Source organism: Desulfovibrio legallii, from assembly GCF_004309735.1.
Classification (GTDB): domain Bacteria; phylum Desulfobacterota; class Desulfovibrionia; order Desulfovibrionales; family Desulfovibrionaceae; genus Desulfovibrio; species Desulfovibrio legallii.
The window spans coordinates 1-16,406 of the sequence record NZ_SIXC01000013.1; the positions used below are offsets into that span (position 1 = coordinate 1).

At 64.8% G+C, this 16,406-nt stretch carries 14 protein-coding genes and 1 pseudogene; 7 read left to right on the forward strand and 8 right to left on the reverse strand.

Translation table 11 applies throughout. The features are described 5' to 3' along the window. Nucleotides 1-153: pseudogene (locus EB812_RS09825) on the forward strand (integrase core domain-containing protein); the annotation flags it as partial. Between the two features lie 268 nt (nt 154-421). On the opposite strand, the gene EB812_RS09830 reads toward EB812_RS09825, so the two are convergent. Continuing rightward, nucleotides 422-1,852 carry a histidine-type phosphatase gene (locus tag EB812_RS09830; protein WP_130958225.1) on the reverse strand — a complete coding sequence of 477 codons (1,431 nt, stop codon included), beginning with the start codon at nt 1,850-1,852 and terminating at the stop codon, nt 422-424. 216 nt (nt 1,853-2,068) lie between these two features. Between EB812_RS09830 and EB812_RS09835 the strand changes: the two genes are divergently transcribed. Next, complete coding sequence (locus tag EB812_RS09835) at nt 2,069-2,617, forward strand: N-acetyltransferase (protein ID WP_118229471.1); 549 nt, start codon at nt 2,069-2,071, stop codon at nt 2,615-2,617. A gap of 121 nt (nt 2,618-2,738) precedes the next feature. Further along, nucleotides 2,739-3,755, forward strand: a complete 1,017-nt coding sequence (argF, locus tag EB812_RS09840; protein WP_118229472.1) for an ornithine carbamoyltransferase — start codon at nt 2,739-2,741, stop codon at nt 3,753-3,755. A 54-nt stretch (nt 3,756-3,809) separates the two neighbouring features. On the opposite strand, the gene EB812_RS09845 is transcribed toward argF, so the two are convergent. The 4 genes from EB812_RS09845 to rfbB form a co-directional block, all read right to left on the reverse strand. After that, on the reverse strand, nt 3,810-5,252 hold the full coding sequence (locus EB812_RS09845; RefSeq protein ID WP_130958226.1) for a phosphohexomutase domain-containing protein: 1,443 nt from the start codon (nt 5,250-5,252) through the stop codon (nt 3,810-3,812). Between the two features lie 321 nt (nt 5,253-5,573). Next, complete coding sequence (gene rfbC / locus EB812_RS09850) at nt 5,574-6,107, reverse strand: dTDP-4-dehydrorhamnose 3,5-epimerase (protein ID WP_130958227.1); 534 nt, start codon at nt 6,105-6,107, stop codon at nt 5,574-5,576. After that, nucleotides 6,098-6,991, reverse strand: coding sequence for a glucose-1-phosphate thymidylyltransferase RfbA (rfbA, locus tag EB812_RS09855; protein ID WP_118229475.1), 894 nt, complete (start codon nt 6,989-6,991; stop codon nt 6,098-6,100). Before rfbA ends, rfbC begins: the two co-directional genes overlap by 10 nt. Next, entirely contained in the window at nt 6,988-8,148 is a 1,161-nt protein-coding gene (rfbB, locus tag EB812_RS09860; protein WP_130958228.1) for a dTDP-glucose 4,6-dehydratase, read from the reverse strand. The genes rfbA and rfbB overlap by 4 nt, the downstream gene beginning before the upstream one ends. Before the next feature lie 314 nt (nt 8,149-8,462). On the opposite strand from rfbB, the gene EB812_RS09865 reads away from it, so the two are divergent. From EB812_RS09865 to EB812_RS11695, 4 genes are all read left to right on the forward strand, one after another. After that, nucleotides 8,463-9,668: an efflux RND transporter periplasmic adaptor subunit gene (locus tag EB812_RS09865; protein ID WP_242621266.1), complete on the forward strand. Its 1,206-nt coding sequence runs from the start codon at nt 8,463-8,465 to the stop codon at nt 9,666-9,668. Next, nucleotides 9,668-11,599 carry a MacB family efflux pump subunit gene (locus EB812_RS09870; RefSeq protein WP_130958229.1) on the forward strand — a complete coding sequence of 644 codons (1,932 nt, stop codon included), beginning with the start codon at nt 9,668-9,670 and terminating at the stop codon, nt 11,597-11,599. Before EB812_RS09865 ends, EB812_RS09870 begins: the two co-directional genes overlap by 1 nt. 2 nt (nt 11,600-11,601) lie before the next feature. Further along, on the forward strand, nt 11,602-13,017 hold the full coding sequence (locus EB812_RS09875; RefSeq protein WP_165450934.1) for a TolC family protein: 1,416 nt from the start codon (nt 11,602-11,604) through the stop codon (nt 13,015-13,017). 131 nt (nt 13,018-13,148) lie between these two features. Then, the gene (locus tag EB812_RS11695) at nt 13,149-13,286 is read left to right on the forward strand and encodes a hypothetical protein (protein WP_165450935.1); all 138 of its coding nucleotides are present in this window, start codon (nt 13,149-13,151) and stop codon (nt 13,284-13,286) included. Between the two features lie 44 nt (nt 13,287-13,330). On the opposite strand, the gene hcp is transcribed toward EB812_RS11695, so the two are convergent. From hcp to EB812_RS09890, 3 genes are all read right to left on the reverse strand, one after another. Continuing rightward, complete coding sequence (gene hcp, locus EB812_RS09880) at nt 13,331-14,956, reverse strand: hydroxylamine reductase (protein ID WP_207287368.1); 1,626 nt, start codon at nt 14,954-14,956, stop codon at nt 13,331-13,333. Between the two features lie 90 nt (nt 14,957-15,046). Continuing rightward, complete coding sequence (locus EB812_RS09885) at nt 15,047-15,397, reverse strand: cupin domain-containing protein (protein WP_118229481.1); 351 nt, start codon at nt 15,395-15,397, stop codon at nt 15,047-15,049. Nucleotides 15,398-15,691: 294 nt separating this feature from the next. Then, nucleotides 15,692-16,384 carry a Crp/Fnr family transcriptional regulator gene (locus tag EB812_RS09890; RefSeq protein WP_118229483.1) on the reverse strand — a complete coding sequence of 231 codons (693 nt, stop codon included), beginning with the start codon at nt 16,382-16,384 and terminating at the stop codon, nt 15,692-15,694. Nucleotides 16,385-16,406: the final 22 nt, after the last annotated feature.

Here is a 16,406-nt window from a genome sequence, read left to right on the forward strand (position 1 = left end):
CGAAACGTACACCCACTCATGGAAAAGGGCAGCCAACTTGCCCATATGGACGCATCACTACAATTATTCGCGTCCTCACACGGCTCTTGGCAGGAAACCTCCGGCTTCAAAATTGGAGCGAGGGTGAACAACGTATTGACACTCTACACCTAGAGTAGTTAACACTTGAAATGCTCGCTTACGGCAGGCAAAAGCCTGCCTTCTCGCATTTCGTGGCAAGGATTTTCAAGAAAATCCTTGCAGAGCAGTTAGCTCATTTCATTCGCGAACTGCTCTAGAGCAGATTACCTTTGAGAATATGTATTCTCAAAGGTGAAAACACGCTCGTTCCGGCGCTTAACCGCGCAAATAAATTGCGCTTGCGCCTCCACGGCGGGCGGCTGCTTACGCAACCGCCAAAGCATTGCAACGTTGCAATGCGTTACGGCGTCACAGCGGCTTCGTCCAACGGCTGGGGGACAGGCAAAGGCGGGGTTTCATCCCAGTGCAGGGGCGGCGCGGTATCCGGGGCCAGGGGGGCGCCCTTCAGGGCTGTGCGCACACGGGTCTGGAAGTCCTCCAGGCTGAAGCGGGCCGCCCCCACCACCGGGGGCGCGCTGACCACGGCCTCGCCGGCTTTGTGGGCGCGGTCGGGGTCTGCAGGCGGCGTCGCGCCGGGGGTCAGGGCTTCGGGCGGCAGGGGCGCGGCAAAGGGAGCGTGCAGGGCCTCCAGGGACTGGGCAAAGAAGCGCGGCCGCACCTCGCGTTGGCCGTTGCGTTCCCAAAGCTCCAGCAGCAGCACGCCGCCAGGCGGCACCATGTCGTCCGGGTAACCGGGGGCCTGCCAGGTGAGGCCCAGGAGAGAAGCCACCTGGGTGATGTTGGTGTCGTGCCCCACAAAAACGGTCAAAGCCGCCGCATTGCAGCGCTGGTCCGGGTGTTTGCCCAGAAGTGCGGCTGTCATGGCGTTGAGCAGGCTGGCCCCGTTGGCTTTGGCCACGTGCGGCGCACGGTTGATTACGTCAAAGACCCGCACACGCAGGGGCAGCAGTTGGCGCAGGGTCTGGGCGTCCACCTGGCCCCAGCCGGCGTTGCTTTCGGGCCACTGGGCGTATTCCAGCAAAAAAATTTCGGCCAGGCTGGCTGCTGCGTGCAGCCCCCCCGCCAGTTTGACCCCATTGCCGCCGGCGGCCACGCTTACGAAATTGGGGATGTCCGCCAGGCCACAGTTCGGCGACAGGTTGAAGCGCGCGCAGAATTCGGCCGAAACCGGCGCGCTCAGGGCCTCCAGCTGGATAAGGGCCTCGTTCTGCTCCTGGCGCAGCTGGTTCAGGTCGCCGTCGGCCATGCGCAGCACTTCGCCGGCCACCTGGGCCGGGTCAAAGGCGTAGAGGCCGGACTTGACGGGATGGAAGAGGGGGTCGGGGTCGGTATCGGCCACGGCGTAGCCCCGGTTGCAGCCGGGGGCCAGGCCTTCCAGCAGGGCTCTGGCCGTGGCGCGGGTGCGCTGATCCACATCGGCGCGCACAAAAATGCGTCCCGGCGGCGGGCAGACGCCTTCGGGCAGGATGCCCAGACGCAGCAGCTCGCCGCGCAGATCCTCCCACATGGCCGTGACGAGCTGCCCCCCGCGCGGCGTAAGCCAGCCCTGCGGCACGGGCCACTGCGGCCAGGCGCGGGTGCTCCAGAGGGCCAGGGTTTTGGCCTTTTGGGTGGGTGCGCGCACGCCGTGGCGGGTGAGGGCCACAATTTTGAGCAGCCGGGTCGGTTCGGATTCCGGGGTAGGGGCCTGCGCGGGCGCGGCCAGGGGCGCGCAGAGGCAAAGCGCCGCACAGACAAGGCCCGCAAGGAGCTGGTGGAGGGGGGTGCGCATGAGGTCTCCTTGGCAAGAACAGAGGCCGTCCGGCGGCCGCCGTGGGCTCCAGCATATCTGTAAAACCGGCGGCGGGCAATGCCGGCCCGTGGCGGCGGGGATTATTGCATTTGCCCGCGTTCAGCGCTAAAAGATTTTTTTTGCTTTGTCTCGCCGGTGCGGCCTTGTGGCCCCCGGCGACAAGGCGGATTTTTTGTCAGCACAGGTACAAGAGTTATGCCCGTCGCCGTCCCGCGCTTCGGCGCCGAAGAGTGTCCGCTGCTTCCCCCCGTGCGGGTGGAAGATCTGGAGGGTCTGGTCATCCGCCCGGCCACGGTGCGCGACGTGCACGGCATGTCGGCCCTGATCAACCAGTACGCCGCCGCCAACGTCATGCTGGCGCGCGGGCCGCAGTACCTCTACCAGCACATTCAGGACTACATGGTGGCGGTGACGCCCGCCGCCGACGGCAAGACGCCGGTGGTGGTGGCCTGCGGCGCGCTGCATGTGCTGTGGGAAGATCTGGCCGAGATCCGTTCGCTGGCGGTGCACGCCGCCTGTCAGGACCACGGCCTGGGCCGCCGGATGGTGGCTGCCCTGGTGGAACACTGCCGCGCCCTGGGCCTGCCGCGCGTGTTTGCCTTTACCCTGGCGGCGACATTTTTTGCCCGCTGCGGTTTCAGCGAGTACCAGCGCGACAAGCTGCCGCCCGTGGTCTGGGTGGAGTGCAGCAAGTGCCCGAAGTTCTACTGCTGTGACGAAACAGCCATGATTCTGGAGCTGTAGGCGGCCCGCAAAGGGCGCACAGAAATATTCTGACCATCCCCAAGCGGCGGGGCCCGTGCGGCCCCGGCGGTCAGGATGGCGTGACGCCGCCCGCGGGCGGGACAGAGAGGAGGCGGAAGCCATGAACAGACTGCACCAGCGCGATTTTTTAAAGGAACTGGACTTCACGCCCGAAGACCTCACCTATCTGCTGGACCTGGCGGCCTTGCTCAAGCGGGCCAAAAAAAACCGCACCGAGCCGCAGTATCTGCAGGGCCGGAATATCGTCATCCTGTTTGAAAAGGATTCCACCCGCACCCGTTGTTCCTTTGAGGTGGCGGCCTTTGACCAGGGCGCGCGCGTAACCTATCTGGGGCCCTCCGGCTCGCAGATGGGCAAGAAGGAATCCCTGGCGGATACGGCCCGCGTACTGGCCCGTTTTTACGACGGCATCGAATACCGGGGCTACGGGCAGGAGCGTGTAGAGGCCCTGGCCCAGCACGCTGACGTGCCCGTGTGGAACGGCCTGACCAATGAGTGGCACCCCACCCAGTTTCTGGCCGACATGCTGACCATGCGCGAAAGCTGCCCCAAGCCGCTTTGCGAGCAGACCTTGGCCTATCTGGGCGACGCGCGCTACAATATGGGCAATTCTCTCATGGTGGGCGCGGCCCTGCTGGGACTGGACTTCCGTTCTGTGGCCCCGCAGGCGCTGTGGACCTCTGACGAGGTCTTCCTTACGGCGCAGAAGATTGCCCAGAAAACCGGGGCGCGCATTACCCGCACGGAAAATGTGGATGAAGGCGTGCGCGGCTGCGATTTCCTTTCCACGGACGTCTGGGTTTCCATGGGCGAACCCGACGCGGTGTGGGAGGAACGTATCCGCCTGCTCAAACCTTACCGCGTGGACGCCTCGGTCATGAACAAGACCGGCAACCGCGACTGCAAATTCCTGCACTGCCTGCCCAGCTTCCACAACCGCGAAACCGCTGTGGGCGAGCAGATCTATCAGCGCTTTGGCCTGGAGTGCATGGAAGTGAGCGACGAGGTTTTTGAATCCCCGCGCAACCTGGCCTTTGAAGAGGCGGAAAACCGTCTGCACACCATTAAGGCCGTCATGGTGGCCACCCTGGCCCAGACGCCCATTGCGGTGGAGTAAGATCCCGATTGGATTTTCAGCTATGGAGGGGCCGCTGCCGGAAGGGGGCGGCCTCTATTTCGTCGTCTCGTCCTCTGCGTCCATAAGCCGCAGCAGCTCAGCGGTTTTGTCTTCCAGCAGGGCGCGGTCGCCGCGCGTTTCCACATTAAGGCGCAGCAGGGGTTCAGTATTGGACCTGCGCAGGTTGAAGCGCCACTGGGGAAATTCCAGGTTCACGCCATCGGTGTGGTCCTCGTGGACGGCCTGCGCCGCATAGCGCTCCCGCACGCGCCGCATGAGGGCCGGGGCGTCCGCCACCCGGCGGTTGATTTCGCCGCTGCAGGGGTAGAGGGCCATGCGCTCGGCCACCAGTTCGGCCAGGGGGCGGCCCGTGCGCTGCACCAGCCCCAGCACCAGCAGCCAGGGCAACATGCCCGAATCGCAGTAGGCAAAGTCCCGAAAATAGTGGTGGGCGCTCATCTCCCCGCCGTAGACCGCGTCTTCGGCCCGCAGGCGTTCCTTCATGAAGGCGTGGCCCGTCTTGCCCATGACGGGCGTGCCCCCGGCGGCCAGGACCACCTCGCGGGTGTTCCAGTACACCCGCGTGTCGTGCACCACCTTGCCGCCGGGAAAGCGCCGCAGCAGTTCTCCGGCCAGCAGGCCCACGCAGTAATACCCCTCGATAAAGTTGCCCTCGCCGTCATAAAAGAAGCAGCGGTCAAAGTCGCCGTCCCAGGCCAGGCCCAGGTCGGCCCCGGCCTCGTGCACGGCGGCGGCGGTGGCGGCGCGGCGTTCCGGCAGCAGGGGGTTGGGCACGCCGTGGGGAAAGGTTCCGTCCGGCTCCATCTGACGGCAGACAAAGTCGCAGGGCAGGGCGGCGGCCAGCTCCCGCAGGACCAGCCCGGCGCAGCCGTTGCCCGCGTCGGCCACGATTTTGAGCGGTCGGCCGGGGCGCGCCGCCGGTTGCGTCGCGCCGCTGTAGTCCAGCAGCCAGCGCACATAGGCGGGCCGGTAAGAAACGGCGTCCAGGGGCGCATCCAGGGCCGTAGTCTGGGCCGGAGCCAGGGGCGCCGTCTGCGTGGCGGCGGGCCTGTGGGCGTTCTGCGCTGCCGCCAGCAGCCGGGCTACCCGGTCGCGCAGGGCCAGCAGGCCGGAATCTCCGCTTACCGGCACGGCCCCGGCGCGCACGATTTTAAAGCCGTTTTCGTCCGCCGGGTTGTGGCTGCCGGTGATCATGATGCCCGCGTCGTAGGGCTGATGGGCGGCGGCATAGTAGATTTCCTCCGTGCCGCAGAGCCCCAGGTCCGCCACCCCGGCCCCAGCTTCGCGCAGGCCTGCGGCCAAAGCGTCGCGCAGTAAGGGGCCGGAGATCCGGGCGTCGCGGCCCAGCACCACCATGCGCGCGTTGAGAATTTCCGCCACTGCGCGGCCCAGAGCGCGGGCCAGGGGGGCGTTGAGGGCCTCCGGCACCCGGCCGCGGATGTCATAGGCTTTGAAGCAGGTAAGATCGACGCTCATGGGCTTTCCTTTCATAACGGCTGGCGGTGAAAAGGCTTGTGCGCGGTCGGGGCATGCCAACGTTGCAATGCCCTGGCGGTGGCGTGAGCAGACGCCCGCCGTGGAGGCGCAAGCGCCATGTAGTTGCGCGGTTAAGCGCCGGAACGAGCGTGCCGTGCCATTTGAGAATACTGCATATTTTCAAAGGCACGCTGCGCTAGAGCAGTTAGCGAATGAAATGAGCTAACTGCTCTGCAAGGATTTTCTTGAAAATCCTTGCCACGAAATGCGAGAAGGCAGGCTTTTGCCTGCCGTAAGCGAGCATTTCAAGTGTTAAATGCTCTAAAGGACAGGCGCTTTCCAGAAGGGGGCCGCCGCGTCCTTTTCTGACAACCGGGGTTTTGCCACGGGCCAGCGCACGTTGAAGGTGGGGTCGTTCCAGCGGATGGCCCCTTCATCTTCCGGGCAGTAGTAGTCCGTGCACTTGTAGTGGAAGTGGGCCGTTTCACTGGTGACCGCAAAGCCGTGGGCCAGGCCCGGCGCAATCCAGAGTTGCCACTGGTTTTCCTGGGTCAGCTCCACGCCGTACCACTGGCCGAAGGTGGGCGAAGCGGGGCGGATGTCCACGGCCACATCAAAGACCTTGCCCAGAGAAACATAGACCAGCTTGCCCTGCGGCCGGGTTTTCTGAAAGTGCAGGCCACGCAGAATGCCGTAAGTGGACATGGAGTGGTTGTCCTGCACAAAGGGCAGGTTTATGCCCGCCGCCGTGTAGCGCTCCTGCTGCCAGGTTTCCACAAAATAGCCCCGCGCGTCGCCCCAGATTTTGGGCTTGATCAGCAGCACGCCCGCGATAGGCGTGGACACTACTTCCACGGTTGTCCTCCCGTATCCACCAGTTCCAGAAGGTACTGGCCGTATCCTGTTTTAAGCATGGGGCGGGCCAGATCCCGCACCTGATCGGCCGTGATGTAGCCCTGCCGCCAGGCGATTTCTTCCAGGCAAGCCACTTTGAGCCCCTGACGGCTTTCCACAGCCTGCACAAAAGCCCCGGCGTCCATGAGCGAATCGTGGGTGCCCGTGTCCAGCCAGGCGATGCCCCGGCCCATGAGCTCTACATGCAGATCGCCGCGCTCAAGATAGGCGTTGTTCACGTCCGTGATTTCCAGCTCGCCCCGGGCCGAGGGGCGTACCTGCCGGGCGATGTCCAGCACGTCCCGGTCGTAAAAATAGAGGCCTGTGACCGCAAAGTTGGATTTGGGCGACTGGGGTTTTTCCTCAATGCTCAGCACGCGGCGCGCGGCGTCAAATTCCACCACGCCGTAGCGCTGCGGGTCGCGCACATGGTAGGCGAAGACCGTGGCCCCGCGCTGTCGCGTCATGGCCTCGTGGGTCAGGTCCGGCAGGCCGTGGCCGAAAAAGACGTTGTCGCCCAGGATGAGGCAGGTGTTCTGCCCGGCGATGTGTTCTTCCGTCAGCAGAAAGGCCTGGGCCAGGCCTTCGGGCCGGGGCTGCTCCACATAGTTGAGGCGGCAGCCCCACTGGCTTCCATCGTGCAGCAGGGCCCGGTAGAGGGGCAGATGCTCCGGCGTGGAAATGAGGCAGATATCCCGGATGCCCGCCATCATGAGCGTGGCCAGCGGGTAGTAGATCATGGGCTTGTCGTAGATGGGCATGAGCTGTTTGCTCACGCTCAGGGTCAGCGGATAGAGCCGCGACCCGGACCCGCCGGCCAGGATGATGCCCTTCCAGTCGGTCATGACGCGCCTCCCTGGGTCGCGCGCGCCGGGACGGCCCCTTCTGCTCCGGGGCTTGCCGCTCCGGTGCTTTCAGGGGCGGCGTCGCGGTTGGCATAGTTGACGGCCAGCCACTGGCGGTAGGCTCCGCTCTGCACATGCTTTACCCAGTCCGCATTGTCCAGATACCAGCGCACAGTGGCCCGCAGGCCGGAAGTGAAATCGTGCTGCGGCTTCCAGCCCAGGTCGCGCTCCAGTTTGGCGCAGTTCATGGCATAGCGGAAGTCGTGGCCCGGCCGGTCGGTCACAAAGCGGATGAGCTCCGCGTGGGGCGTTGCCGTCGGGGCCAGCTCGTCCAGCAGAGCGCAGACGGCCCGCACCACCTCCATGTTGCTGCGCTCGGCCCGGCCGCCGATATTGTAGCTTGCGCCGGGCCGGGCGGCCTCCAGCACGCGGAAGACGGCCGCGCAGTGGTCTTCCACATGCAGCCAGTCGCGGACATTGCTTCCTTGGCCGTACACGGGCAGGGGGCGGCCAGCCAGGCCGTTGAGGACCATGAGCGGGATGAGCTTTTCCGGAAACTGGCGCGGCCCGTAGTTGTTGGAGCAGTTGGTCAGCAGGACGGGCAGGCCGTAGGTTTCGTGAAAGGCCCGTACCAGGTGGTCGCTGGCGGCCTTGGAGGCGGAATAGGGGCTGTTGGGGCTGTAGGGCGTGGATTCCGTAAAGGGCGGGTCGTCCGGTCGCAGCGCGCCGAAGACTTCGTCCGTGGAAACGTGCAGAAAGCGGAAGGCCTGCTGCCGGGATGCGTCCAGCCCGCGCCACCAGTCCTTGACCACCCGCAGCAGAGTGGCCGTGCCCAGCACATTGGTGCGTGCAAAGGCTTCCGGGTCCACGATGGAGCGGTCCACATGACTTTCCGCCGCAAAGTTGAGCACGGCGTCGGGGGCGTAGACGCGCAGCAGGTAGTCCACCAGCTCGGCATTGCCTATGTCGCCGCGGACAAAGATGTGCTCCGGATCGTGGCGCAGGGCGGCCAGATTTTCCAGATTGCCCGCGTAGGTCAGCTTGTCCAGATTGACCACGCGAAAGCCGCGCGCGCGGGCCAGCAATACCTGGCAGGAGCCGATAAAGCCCGCGCCGCCGGTGATGAGCAGGGTGGGACGGTCGGTGGTGGGTGTCATGGGCGCGTATCCGCTCCGGGTTGGGGTTTGCCGCAACGCTTCGTGTCGGCAACGCGCCGGGCGTGGCCGGGCGTGCGGAACGGCGGCGTGGAATTGGTCCAAAAGCATAGGTCAAGATGCGGGGCAAGGCAAGACAGGGGCATTTCCGTCCTTTTTGGCCGGTGGGAGGGGCGGACTTGTCGATTCCGCTTATTTGTCAGATAACCACGGGGGCGGACCGCTTTTAACCCGGCGTTAACCGCGAACGTCTTCTAGTGTCGTTGAGGTAAACTATGACGGATTGGAAAACCTTGCTGCAAAGATACAGGAAACCTTTGCCGGCGTTTCTGGCTTTGACGGCATTGCTTCTGGCTGCCGGTCTTTGGTGGTGGACGGGCCGGGGGAGCGGCGAGCCCTTTTACCTGACCGAACCGGTGCGCCGGGGAGACATCAGCCACACCATCAGCGCTACGGGCGAGGTCAAGGCCGCGCACCTGGTCACGGTGGGCGCGCAAGTTTCCGGGCAGATCACCAGGCTGCACGTGAATGTGGGCCAGCAGGTGCTTAAAGGCGACCTGCTGGCGGAAATCAACTCTACCAAGCAGAAAAACCAGCTGGAAACGGACAGGGCCCGTCTGCAATCGTATCAGGCGCAGCTGGAATCCAAAAAGATCAGCCTGCGGGTGGCCGAGCGGCAATACAAGCGGGAAAAAAACCTCCATGCCGGGGACGCCGCCTCGCGTGAAGACCTGGAAAACGCCGAAACGGCCCTGGCCCTGGCCAAGGCCGAAGTGGCCGCTCTGGAGGCCCAGGTGCGCGAAACGACCCTGGCCGTGGATACGGATGCGGAAAACTTGGGCTACACCCGTATAACCGCTCCCCTGGACGGAACGGTAGTTTCCGTGCCCGTGGACGAAGGACAGACCGTCAATGCCGCGCAGACCACGCCCACCATCGTGCAGATAGCCGACCTCAACAAGATGGAAATCTGGCTGGAGATTTCCGAAGGGGACATTCCCTCGGTTTCGCCGGGCATGGAAATGTCTTACACCATTCTGGGCGAGCCGGACACGCGGCGCACGGCCGTCATCGACTCCATAGATCCCGGCCTGACTACCCTTTCCGACGGCAGCTACGAAACCAGCTCCAGCGGCGTTTCGGGCTCCAGCGGCTCGTCGTCATCCTCTTCCTCGGATACGGCCGTGTATTATTATGCCCGCGCGGTCGTGGACAACAACGACGCCCACCTGCACATCGGCATGACGGCACAGGCTTCCATTACTGCGGCCACCCACAAGGGCGTGCTGCTGGCGCCGCTGTTGGCGGTGGAAAACGCTGCCGGCGGCCGGTTCGTCCGTGTGCTTGACGCTGACGGCAAAGTTCAGACGCGGCCTGTGACCACAGGGCTGACCGACGGCGTGCGGGTGGAAATACGCTCCGGTCTGGAAAACGGCGCAAAGGTGATTGTGGGCGAGCTTACCCAGGCGCAGGTGGAAGCCAGCGAACAGCGTCGCGGCCCCGGCCCCGGAGGTCCGCACTGATGCCGCTTATTGCAGTGGAGGGCGTGTCCAAATGGTACGGGGCAGAGCAGAATCGTGTACAGGTGCTGCACGGGGTGAGCTTTACCATTGAGCGCGGCGAGTTTGTGGCCATTATGGGGCCCTCCGGTTCCGGCAAATCCACGCTTATGAACCTGCTGGGCTGTCTGGATACGCCCGGCGCGGGCGTCTGCCGCATCAACGGGCAGGACACCGCCGCTCTGGATGCCGATGCCCTCTCGGACCTGCGCTGCGCGCATCTGGGCTTTGTGTTCCAGCGGTACAACCTGCTTGGCAGCTGCACGGCGGTGCAAAACGTCGCCCTGCCCGCTGTGTACGCCGGCACGGGCAAGGCTGCCCGTCTGGCGCGGGCCGCCGCCCTGCTCGGCGCTCTGGGGCTGGCGGACCGGCTGTGCAGCCTGCCTGTGGAGCTTTCCGGCGGGCAGCAGCAGCGCGTGAGCATTGCCCGCGCCCTGATGAACGGCGGGGAAATCATCCTGGCGGACGAGCCTACAGGCGCGCTGGATTCCGCCAGCGGCGCGCAGGTTATGGATACTCTGGAGGCCCTTAACCGTAAGGGGCATACGATCATTGTGGTCACCCACGACCCCACGGTGGCGGCCCGCGCCGCCAGGGTCATCCGCATCAGCGACGGCCGCCTGGTGGCGGACGAACGCCGTGGGCCCCTGGTCACGGCCGCGCCGCCGCCGCAGACCGGCCTTGCGCCGTCCTGGGGTCGGCTGGAGCGGCTGCGCGAGGCCGCGCGCATGTCCGTGCAGGCCATCTGGGCGCACAAGCTGCGTTCCTGCCTGACCATGCTGGGCATCATCATCGGCATTGCGGCTGTGGTCTGCGTCATGGCCCTGGGCCGGGGCTCGCAGGAAAAAATCGTGGCCGACATCAGCGCCATGGGCACCAATACCATCGATAWTTTCCCCGGCAAAGATTTTGGCGACCGGCACGCCGCCAAGGTAACCACCCTCACGGCGGCGGACGCTGCCGTGCTGGCCCGGCAGACCTATCTGACAAGCAGTACGCCCAATGCCGCCGCCAGCGGCGTGCTGACCTGGCGCAATGTTTCCGTTACCGCCCAGCTCAACGGCGTGGGGGCGAGCTATTTTGACGTCAAGGGGCTGGAGCTGGCCGCGGGACGGTTCTTTGATGCGGCGGACGTACGGGCCAACGCCTCCTGCGTGGTTATTGACGACAATACGCGCAAAAAACTTTTTCCCCACGGCGATGCCGTAGGGCAGGTGGTGCTGTTCAACAAGCGCCCCCTGCGGGTTGCGGGCGTGGTGAAAAAAAAGGATATGGGCTTCGGCCCTTCGGATACCCTCAACCTCTGGGCCCCGTATACCACGGTCATGTACCGGGTAACGGGCACGCACAGCATTTCTTCCATCACAGTCAAGGTGGCGGACGACGTGCCGCCCTTGCTGGCCGAGCAGAACATCGTCCGCCTGCTTACGGCGCGGCACGGCAGCAAGGACTTTTTCACCTTCAATACCGACACCATCAAAAAGACGGTGGAGAGCGCCACGGGCACCATGACCCTGCTGGTCACAGGCATAGCGCTCATCGCGCTGGTGGTGGGAGGCATAGGCGTTATGAACATCATGCTGGTTTCCGTCACCGAGCGTACCCGCGAAATCGGCTTGCGCATGGCCGTGGGAGCCCGGCGGGGGCACATTATGGAGCAGTTTTTGATGGAGGCCGTGTTCCTCTGTCTGGCGGGCAGCCTGGCGGGCATTCTGCTGGCCGTGGCCGTGAGCGGCCTTGCGGACCTGCTGTCCACGACCTTTCCGCTACGCATTGCGCCCGATTCCATTATTCTTTCCGTGGTCTGCTCTTCACTCATCGGCACGGTGTTCGGCTTTGTGCCTGCTCGTAACGCCGCCCGGCTCAACCCCATCGAAGCGCTGGCCAGGGAATGAATATGCGGATTTTTTCTTCCGGCCGCCGGGCGCTGGCGGCCTTTGTCCTGGTGGGCCTTGTGCTGGGAGGCTGTGCCGGCGCGCGGTACGACAGCGCCGACCTCACCAGGGCCGTGGCCGCGGAGACGGATGTGGCCGCCCGCTATGGCCTGGATACGGCCTGGTGGCGCGCCTATGGCAACCAGGCGCTGGACAAGGCCGTGGACCTGGCCCTGGAGCGCAATGTGGACCTGGCTAAGAGCGCCCTTACGGCCCAAAAGGCCCGCTACGCGGCGCGGCTGCGCCTGAGTGACCTTATCCCCGCCCTGTCCGCAGAGGGGAGTGCAACCTCCACCCGCAATCTGGGCGAGCATGACGCGGGCGGGGAGCGGGACATGTACGAAAGCTGGGCGGTCCAGGGCTCTCTGAATTACGAACTGGACCTTTGGCAACGCCTGGCCGCCGCCCACGACGCCGCCTCCTGGGAATACCGGGCCACGCTGGAAGACCTGGCCGCCGCGCGTCTGGCCCTGATCAACAGCGTGGTGGGAAGCTGGTGGGAAATCGCCTACCTGGATCAGGCCATGCGACTGGTGGAGGGCAATATTGCGGCCTATGCGCGTATTCTGGACATAGCCCGGCAACGCTACGCCCAAGGCAAGGCGGCAGTAGTGGAGCCGCTGGAGGCTGACCAGGCGCTGCTGACGGCGCGCCATAGCCTCACGACCCTGCGCGTCCAGCGCGCCCAGGCCCTGCAGACCCTGCGCGATCTCTGCAACCTGCGCCCAGGCGAAGACCCGCCGCTGCCCGACGGCCTGGATATTCTGGCCCTTGTGGGAGCGCCGGTAAATCTGGACGTGCCCATTGCCGCCCTGGCCGCACGGCCGGACATTCGCGCGGCCGAATCCCGTGTGCAGTCCACTTTCAAGACCGTGGCGGCGGACCGGGCCGCCTGGTACCCCAGGTTCAGCGTGGGAGGCAGCCTGGAGGCCACGGCCGGCAGTTCCGGCGCGGTGCTTGACACCCCTCTGCTGAGCGGGCTGGTGCGCCTGAGCCTGCCCTTTCTGGACTGGAACACGCTTTGGTGGAACCTCAAAGTTTCGCAGAGTGAATTTGAAAGTGCCAAGCTGCAGCTGATCCAGAGTCTGACCACGGCCCTCAACGAGGTGGACGCGGCCTACGCCGCCTACCGTCTGGACGGCGAAGCCCTGGTCCAGCTGCAGACTGTGCACCAGCGCGACGTGCACATAGCGGCCTATTATCAGGCGCGGCATGCCGTGGGCCGGGCGGCCCTCAAGGACTATCTGGAGGCCCTGGCCACGGCCAACAGCTCGGCTCTGGCCGCGCTGGAAGCCCGCTACAACAGGCTGATGCAGGAAAACGACGTGTACAAGGCCATGGGCGGACGCTACACGCCCCTGCGCCCGGCACAACAGTAGGGCCTTGCAACGTTGCAAGGCCCTGGCGGCTGCGTAAGTACAAGTTATTTGCGTTGTTAAGCGCCGGAACAAGCGTGTCGTAAATTTTGAGGATATAGATTCGCAAAGTTGATTTGTTCCAGGGGGCGCAGATGCCGCAGGTACTGCTGGTCGAGGACGATGTGGATCTGGCCACCACCATAGTGGACCGGTGTTTCCCGGGCTGCCAGGAGGTGGAAGTACGGTTTACGCCGCTCGGGACAGGGGCGCGCATTCTGCCCCTGCCCTGAGCGGCGTTGTTTTCAGTTCAAAGCAATGGCGCCGTGGAAAAGCCCTAGCCGAAAAAGGCCTTGAGGTCGTCCTGCGGGGTGGTGATGCCCGCGATGTTGAACTGCTCCACCAGCACCTTGGCCACGTTGGGCGAGAGGAAGGCGGGCAGGGTGGGGCCCAGGTGGATGTTTTTCACGCCCAGGGCCAGCAGGGCCAGCAGCACAATGACGGCCTTCTGCTCGTACCAGGCGATGTTGTAGACGATGGGCAGGTCGTTGACGTCGTCCAGGCCGAAGACTTCCTTGAGTTTCAGAGCGATGACGGCCAGGGAATAGGAGTCGTTGCACTGCCCGGCGTCCAGCACGCGGGGGATGCCGCCGATGTCGCCCAGGTTGAGCTTGTTGTAGCGGTATTTGGCGCAGCCCGCCGTGAGGATCACCGTGTCCTTGGGCAGGGCTTCGGCGAACTCCGTGTAGTAGGAACGGGACTTGGCCCGGCCGTCGCAGCCCGCCATGACCACAAACTTCTTGATGGCGCCGGACTTGACGGCTTCTACCACCTTGTCCGCCAGGGCCAGCACCTGATTGTGGGCAAAACCGCCCACAATGGAGCCCGTTTCGATTTCCGTGGGCGGCGGGCAGGTTTTGGCGTGAGCGATGAGGGCGGAAAAGTCCTTGCGTTCGCCCACTTCGCCGGAAATGTGCTTGCAGCCGGGAAAGCCCACGATGTCCGTGGTGTAGATGCGGTCCTTATAGCTTTCCTTGGGCGGCACCAGACAGTTGGTGGTCAGCAGCACGGGGCCGTTGAAGCTCTCAAACTCTTCCTTCTGCCGCCACCAGGCATTGCCGTAGTTGCCCTTGAAGTGGCTGTATTTCTTGAAGGCCGGATAGTAGTGGGCGGGCAGCATCTCGCCGTGGGTGTAAACGTCCACGCCCGTGCCCTCGGTCTGCTCCAGCAGCATTTCCAGGTCGCGCAGGTCGTGGCCGGAGATGAGGATGCCGGGCCGGTTGCCCACGCCAAGGTCCACCGTGGTGATTTCCGGATGGCCGTAAGCCCCGGTATTGGCCGCGTCCAGCAGGGCCATGGCCGTAACGCCGGCCTTGCCCGTCTCCAGCGTCAGATTGACCAGTTCGGGCACGCTGAGGCTGTTGTCCAGGGTTTGGGCCAGAGTCTTCTGCATGAAGGCGTCCAGGCCCTTGTCGTGGCGGCCCAGCACGTCCGCGTGCTTGGCGTAGGCGGCCATGCCCTTGAGGCCGTAAGTGATGAGCCAGCGCAGGGAGCGTACGTCGTCGTCCGGGGTGGCCAGCACGCCCACGGTGGCGGCTCTGGCCAGAATGGCTTCGTCATCGCCGGCTTCCCACAGGGCGGCGTCGGTCAGGCCCGCGGCATCGGGCAGGCCCGTCCGCAGCTTTTTGGTGGCGGCACAGGTTTCGCGCACGCGCCGGGCCAGAATAGCATCGTCAAAGTTGGCGTTGGTGATGGTGGCAAAGAGGTTGCCAGTCACCAGGCGGTCAATGTCGTGGTCCACGGCGGCGCCCTGGGCGCGCAGCCTGGTGGTTACCTCGCCCAGCCCTTTGGTGGCGTATATCAGGGCGTCCTGCAGGGCGGCGGTACGGGGCTTTTTGCCGCACACGCCCATCTGGGTGCAGCCCTTGTTGCCAACGGTTTCCTGACACTGGTAGCAGAACATGGCGTTGCTCATAGCATTGTCCTCTTGCGCTCCGCGCTGCGGAGGTTGCGTGCCCGCCGGGGGGCGGCGGGCGGTCGTTTCAGGTTTGGGCTATTCCCCGGCCTGGGGGGCGAAAACAACAGTCAGCAGCATGGCGCTGCGCTCCACGGCGCGCACGGCGTGGGGCTGGCCTGCGGGCATGACGATGACCTCGCCCGCGCGCACGGGCTGCGTCGTGCCCGCTATGGTCACTTCCAGCGCGCCTTCCAGCACCTGCACAAGCGCATCGCCCGTGGAGGTGTGGCTGCTGATTTCTTCGCCCGCGTCAAAGGCGAACAGGGTCAGCCCCACGGCCGGGTTCTGCACCAGGGTCTTGCTGGCGATCTGGCCGGGGCGGCAATCTACCTGCGCCGCCAGAGGCAGCGGGGTGGCGTAGTCGAGATTTTTGAAGAAGTGTTGCATGGGGGCCCTCCTTGCCGTTTCAGGGTGCGAGGCTTTTGCCTGACGATTCTTTTGTAGCAGGGGTGGGGCCAGGGTTCCGTAACATTTGTTACGGGGCAGGAAAAAATGTGAAAAAGGTTATGCCGGCGTGAAAAAAGTCTGTGCCGCGTCGCGAAAAGTCGGCGCGAGGCCGCCTTTTGCCTGCGGGGCACGCTCTGCGCGCGCCCAGGGTGCCGGAAGGTTTTTGAAGGGTGGGGGGGATGAGAACGGGGAACTTTTGTCCGTAACAGTCCCCCGCCCCCAGACAAAAGAGCATTACATTTCGTTAGGATACTCGCAAATACGGCGCAGGGCGGCCGTGTCAGGCACGCGCACGCGCCTGCCGTGCAGGTCCAGCAGGCCCTCGTCACGCATGGCGGCCAGTTCGCGCGAGAGGGAGGGGCGGGTCACGCCCAGGAAATCGGCCATCTGTTCGCGGTTCATGCCTAAGGCCAGGCTGCCGTCGGGGTGCAGGTGCTCCAGCAGCAGGCCGGCCAGTTTGCGGCGCAGGCTGCCGGAAGAAAGCAGAGCCACCCGCCTGGTGAGAAAAAGGGCCTTGTGGGCGAAAATGCCGAGCATGTTGCGGATCATGCGGGCGTGCACTGTGCAGCCCTTTTCGCAGGTGGCGTAGAAAAACCGGCCGGGGATGCCCAGCACGCGGGTCTGGCTTTCGGCCAGCACGCTGCAGCCGTAGGCCGCTTGGTCCAGAAAGACGTAGACCTCGCCGAAGAGGTCGCCCGGCTGGTCGATGTGGGCCATGACCGCCCGCCGTCCCTGGGCGGATTCGCGGCAGACGCTCACCGCGCCATCCAGCAGCACATAGAGCCTTGCCGGGGGGTCTGTTTCGGCGAAGATAAGGCTGCCTTTGGCGTGGGAGGAGACTGCGGCGCCGCTGCAGGCCAGGCAGCGGCGGGCTTCTTCCGGTGTCATGCCATGGAACAGGGGGCAGGTGCGCAGGGCCTGATCCATCAGGTCTCCTTCCCGGAGCGGG